6 protein-coding genes are annotated in these 4,338 nt (G+C 40.7%); 3 read left to right on the forward strand and 3 right to left on the reverse strand.

Annotated features, from left to right (window positions below; translation table 11 throughout):
* Positions 1 to 265: hypothetical protein (locus ABF638_RS36815; RefSeq protein ID WP_435027691.1), on the reverse strand; the 265-nt coding region annotated here is incomplete at its 3' end.
* 180 nt (positions 266 to 445) lie between these two features.
* Between ABF638_RS36815 and ABF638_RS36820 the strand changes: the two genes are divergently transcribed.
* The 3 genes from ABF638_RS36820 (at position 446) to ABF638_RS36830 (ending at position 2,916) form a co-directional block, all read left to right on the forward strand.
* Positions 446 to 877 carry a tyrosine-type recombinase/integrase gene (locus ABF638_RS36820; protein WP_435027692.1) on the forward strand — a complete coding sequence of 144 codons (432 nt, stop codon included), beginning with the start codon at positions 446 to 448 and terminating at the stop codon, positions 875 to 877.
* Between the two features lie 21 nt (positions 878 to 898).
* Positions 899 to 1,396: a response regulator transcription factor gene (locus ABF638_RS36825; protein WP_435027695.1), complete on the forward strand. Its 498-nt coding sequence runs from the start codon at positions 899 to 901 to the stop codon at positions 1,394 to 1,396.
* A 302-nt stretch (positions 1,397 to 1,698) separates the two neighbouring features.
* A complete protein-coding gene (locus ABF638_RS36830) occupies positions 1,699 to 2,916 on the forward strand; it encodes a glycosyltransferase family 4 protein (RefSeq protein WP_435027693.1) in 1,218 nt (405 codons plus the stop codon).
* A 204-nt stretch (positions 2,917 to 3,120) separates the two neighbouring features.
* Here ABF638_RS36830 and ABF638_RS36835 read toward each other — a convergent pair whose 3' ends face one another.
* Together ABF638_RS36835 and ABF638_RS36840 are read right to left on the reverse strand one after the other, a co-directional pair.
* Positions 3,121 to 3,402 (reverse strand): hypothetical protein, encoded by a 282-nt coding sequence (locus ABF638_RS36835; protein ID WP_435027694.1) that lies wholly within the window; start codon positions 3,400 to 3,402, stop codon positions 3,121 to 3,123.
* The gene (locus ABF638_RS36840) at positions 3,395 to 3,628 is read right to left on the reverse strand and encodes a hypothetical protein (protein WP_069072733.1); all 234 of its coding nucleotides are present in this window, start codon (positions 3,626 to 3,628) and stop codon (positions 3,395 to 3,397) included. The genes ABF638_RS36835 and ABF638_RS36840 overlap by 8 nt, the downstream gene beginning before the upstream one ends.
* Positions 3,629 to 4,338: the final 710 nt, after the last annotated feature.

The following is a 4,338-nucleotide window of genomic DNA, read 5'->3' on the forward strand; positions in this document are numbered from 1 at the left end:
GAGATAAATTAGCAAATTTCCAACTGCCACCCTTTGTTATGTATAGTTCGTAAATATTTCCATTATTATCAACATGGGTAAGCTGCTTACTATTAAATACCTGTGAATCATAGCCGGATAAGGAAGTGGAGTTTATAGCACCACCAGTAAAGGTTTGAGCAGAAGCTTGTTGATTTGGTAGGGCAGCAAACGTTATACCAACAACTGATAAAGCTGCAATAGTTGCTGCATTTGCCAAGGAATTTGAATTCAAGTTGAATTGCATAATCGATACCATTTTTGAGGACGCTTTTACTCTATTAGTTCAATTCAACTACGTCGATGAGGATAACTTAAGTAAAGTTAAGGATATTAGGAATAAGAGTATCTTCCCTACTATCTAACTCTAATGTCGTCTTCGGTCAAATAGTTGTAGGCTGTGGATCACAGGGTCTACAGTCTAACGATGAAAATAAATCGGCACGGACGCGCCAAAGTTCTAACGCAGTCAGAGATACAGCTAATTTTCAGTCATGGCTTAGACAATGACCGAGATAAGACTTTGTTCGGTGTCTGCCTGTTTAGTGCCTGTAGAATCCGCGAATGCTGTACCCTGTTCACCCAAGACATCTACACACCCAAGGGCAATGTCAGACCTCGGCTGGTGATTCGGAAGTCAAATACGAAGGGGAAGCTGGCTACTAGGTCAATTCCAGTGATTGAAGACTTACGGCGGTTACTGGTTGAATACTACCCACTGGCCGGAGAGATTTATTTGTTCCCCGGTCGCTGTGATGGAAACATCAGCGAAGACTCAGCCGCTAGAATTTTGAGAGGAGCTTGCAAACAAGCTGGGATAATTAATTGGCGTAAGTATAGCGGTAGCCATTTAAATTAGGACGCAGCTTGCTTGAGAACGATTCCCATAGCATCACGTAAATTATCAGATTTAAGTAACAGCTTGCGAATTCTGCTAGAACAGCAATATGCATTGGCAATGATCGTCATTGTTGAAGAACTCGATAACATCGACTTAGAGACGGCGTTACGTTCTGGTATCCGGGGGATATTGCCCAGTAATAGCACAGAGTCAGAAATTGTCGCGGCTGTGGAAGCGATCGCTTTTGGTTTAGTAGTACTCCACCCAGATGCTATAGAATTACTGTCTATCCGAGAAAAAGTGGTAGCAAATCCTGTACAAACCTTGACACCACGAGAGATAGAGGTTTTAGGAATGCTTGGGTCAGGGTTGGGAAATAAAGCGATGTCTACGACGGGCTACGCCTACGCTAAACAATTACATATTTCTGAGCATACCGTCAAATTTCATCTCTCATCCATTTTTCAAAAGCTCAGTGTCTCCAGCCGCACCGAGGCTGTTGCTGTGGGTGTGCGACTCGGCTTGATTATGCTTTGATCTGAGTCATTTCCGTGTCAGCCCTAATGATAAGTATTCAACCAGACTTAATATAAGAATCCGCTTTGATTTCTGAACTAATTTGCGTGGTGCGCGTTCGCGGAGCGTGTCGCAGACAAGCGCAGCGCAAGCGCGATAGGCAGGCAATAGGCAATCTTGCTACAGTCAAGAAGGCTTCTTAGTTGTACTGAGTTTTTTCAGAAATCAAATATGACTCCTAAATTCTTTTTAATAAATCAAATGATGACATACAGCCTCCAATGAGGTCATGGTGTACATATCACATTTGATTCATCACTTATATGAACATCTTAATGCTATCTTCCACCTTTCCCTACCCAGCAACGCGCGGGGGAACCCAAGTCAGGACATTTAATTTACTTAAGTACTTAAGTCAACGCCATACTGTTACCCTTGCTACTCAACGCGAGGGCGATGTTACAGACGCAGAAGTAGCAGGATTACGCGATTGTGTGGATCATCTAGCCATTTTTGAACGCCCGCCAGATTCTCGAACCACCGGAATATTGCAGAAAATACAACGATTTGGTAGATTTTTGCAACAGGGAACACCGCCAAGCGTACTCAATCGCTACTCAGCTGAGATGCAAACCTGGGTTGATAACTGGGTGGAAGCGGAAAAATGTGATGTGATTACCTGCGAACATAGCGTCAATGAAATTTATGTGCAGCCACATTTTCAGAAACAGCTAAAAACCATAGTTAATGTTCATAGTTCTGTTTACGCTACCTGTCGTAACCAATTAGCAACCGGCATTTCGGAAAATTCCCTCCGAGACAAAATTAATCTGCCACTTTTGCGTCGTTATGAGCAAAACTACTGTGCTAAATTTTCGGCAATTGTCGCGACAACAGAAGAAGATAAAATTCAACTACAAGAATTTAACCCCAATAGTGAGATTACAGTTATTCCCAATGGCGTAGATTTAGTTTCTTTCCCCAAGCGCACCAAAGATCCCGGAGGACATCGCTTAATTTTTATCGGTGCAATGGATAATTTAGCAAACATTGATGCTGTCTGCTTTTTCAGCAACGAAGTTTTGCCAGAAATCCAAAAATTGTATCCCGATACAACTTTCGATATTGTCGGTTCTCATCCGGTGCCAGAAGTTTTAGTACTTAATAAAAAACCAGGAATTAATGTGCTGGGGCGTGTACCTTCGATGGCAGAATATTTACATCAAGCCACCATCTGTGTTGTATCCATGCGGACTGGGTTTGGCATTAAAAATAAAACTTTAGAGGCAATGGCAGCTGGTATACCTATAGTAGCTAGCGATCGCGGTTTAGAAGGATTAGCTGTAGATGGTGCTAGTCATACATTACGGGCATTACGAGCGAATAAACCAGCAGAGTACGTCACCGCTATTAGTCAACTCTTTGATCGTCCACATCTGCGTACAGAATTGTCTCACAACGGCAGAGAACTAGTAGAAACAGAATTCACTTGGGATATTGCAGGTAAAAGCTATGAACAAGTTTGTCTTGGGAGAGAGTAATACTAATTCGTAATTAGCACATACATAAAAATGCTTGGTCTAATAAAGATCCCACCACTAACTTTAGATAAATTCTAATTGTTCTATCTTATCGATGTGGGACAAATATCTGTAGAGACGTTGCAATGCAAAGTCTCTACATCTGTCATGCAAATTATCTTATCTAAATCGTATTGGTTGTTAGTTAGCTGGTAAATAAGCACGTCAATTATTGTCAAACCTAGTCGAACAACCTAACACAAGTAATTTCTTCTGCTTACACTTCTTCTTGTTCTTGAGAGTAATCAAATAATTATCAACGTAGCGAAAAGCCGCTGCACCGTCGTAATCAGCAATGGCTATAGCTTGCAAGAAAACTTTTGAGGGAATTTCAAACCCTAAAAATTTTTCTGTTAGAGTTAATAAATCTTCATCTGTGGCAGGAAAAGTAGTTTCTTCTGTCCCTTCCGAATCATAAAATATATCTTCAATTAATGTTTTATACACTTTGTACCTCCCCAAAAGCATAAGATGCAAAGCCTGTGATAAAGTTTAGCTGCTGATCGCGAGTTTGTAAGTTAACTGGGAGTTCAGTACCAGGACATCCTATCTCCCGTAAAATCTCTAAACAATAAGTACTGAGTTGAGTGTATGGAGCCTGCTCCAATTCTTGAGCTACTTCTAGAGCCATCTCCAGATTGACTTGGATAACCGTCTTTACAGGGTTGGTCATAAACACGCCCTCATAAACTGGATGCTCTCAGTTTTGATCACAAGGACAAATAGCGTAACGGTGTTTTTGCGGAATTTATGAAGAAGGGAAATTAAAATATCAGCGCATTTGCGGTAATGTATCGGAAGTTATGCAAACTAGGCTGAAAGCTAGACAATTTTGATCTAAGTGCGAACCTTACCTTAATACGTATAATTATGTAAAAATAGTAATAAATCTTACTATAGCCTTATAAATATTGCTGTGCCCCTACAGCATGGTCTATTCAATACTTTTTGCTTAAAGGGGAAAGAGTTTTAATTTACCTTTACCCTTGCCCTTTAACCTTTACCCAGACGAAAAGAGAGATTCTCGGGTTTATCCGAAAAGTATTGATGGTCTATTTACTATTAATGGATACTTTAAAAAAGTAAAACAACCTATTCTCTTTACTTCAAATCACAATGAATTTGTAGTGTAGTTTGAGTCGATGGCGGGTGTTATCTCGCGCACCTCTCAGTTAAATCTGGGCGTGCGACTTTCACCGCACCCAGCTTTCGATGTTCTTAGCTTGCGCTTTTGCTCATGTGTTTGTAATCGTGGCAACTCACATGAATTGCTTCAAGATTATTTCTTTTCCAGTTGGCGTGATTTCCATCGATGTGATGCAGGTGAACCAGGGTAAGCGCATCTAATTTTGTAGTGAATAATACAGATTATTTTGCACAATT

This window comes from Nostoc sp. CALU 1950, assembly GCF_051172895.1.
GTDB classification, from domain to species: Bacteria; Cyanobacteriota; Cyanobacteriia; order Cyanobacteriales; family Nostocaceae; genus Nostoc; species Nostoc edaphicum_A.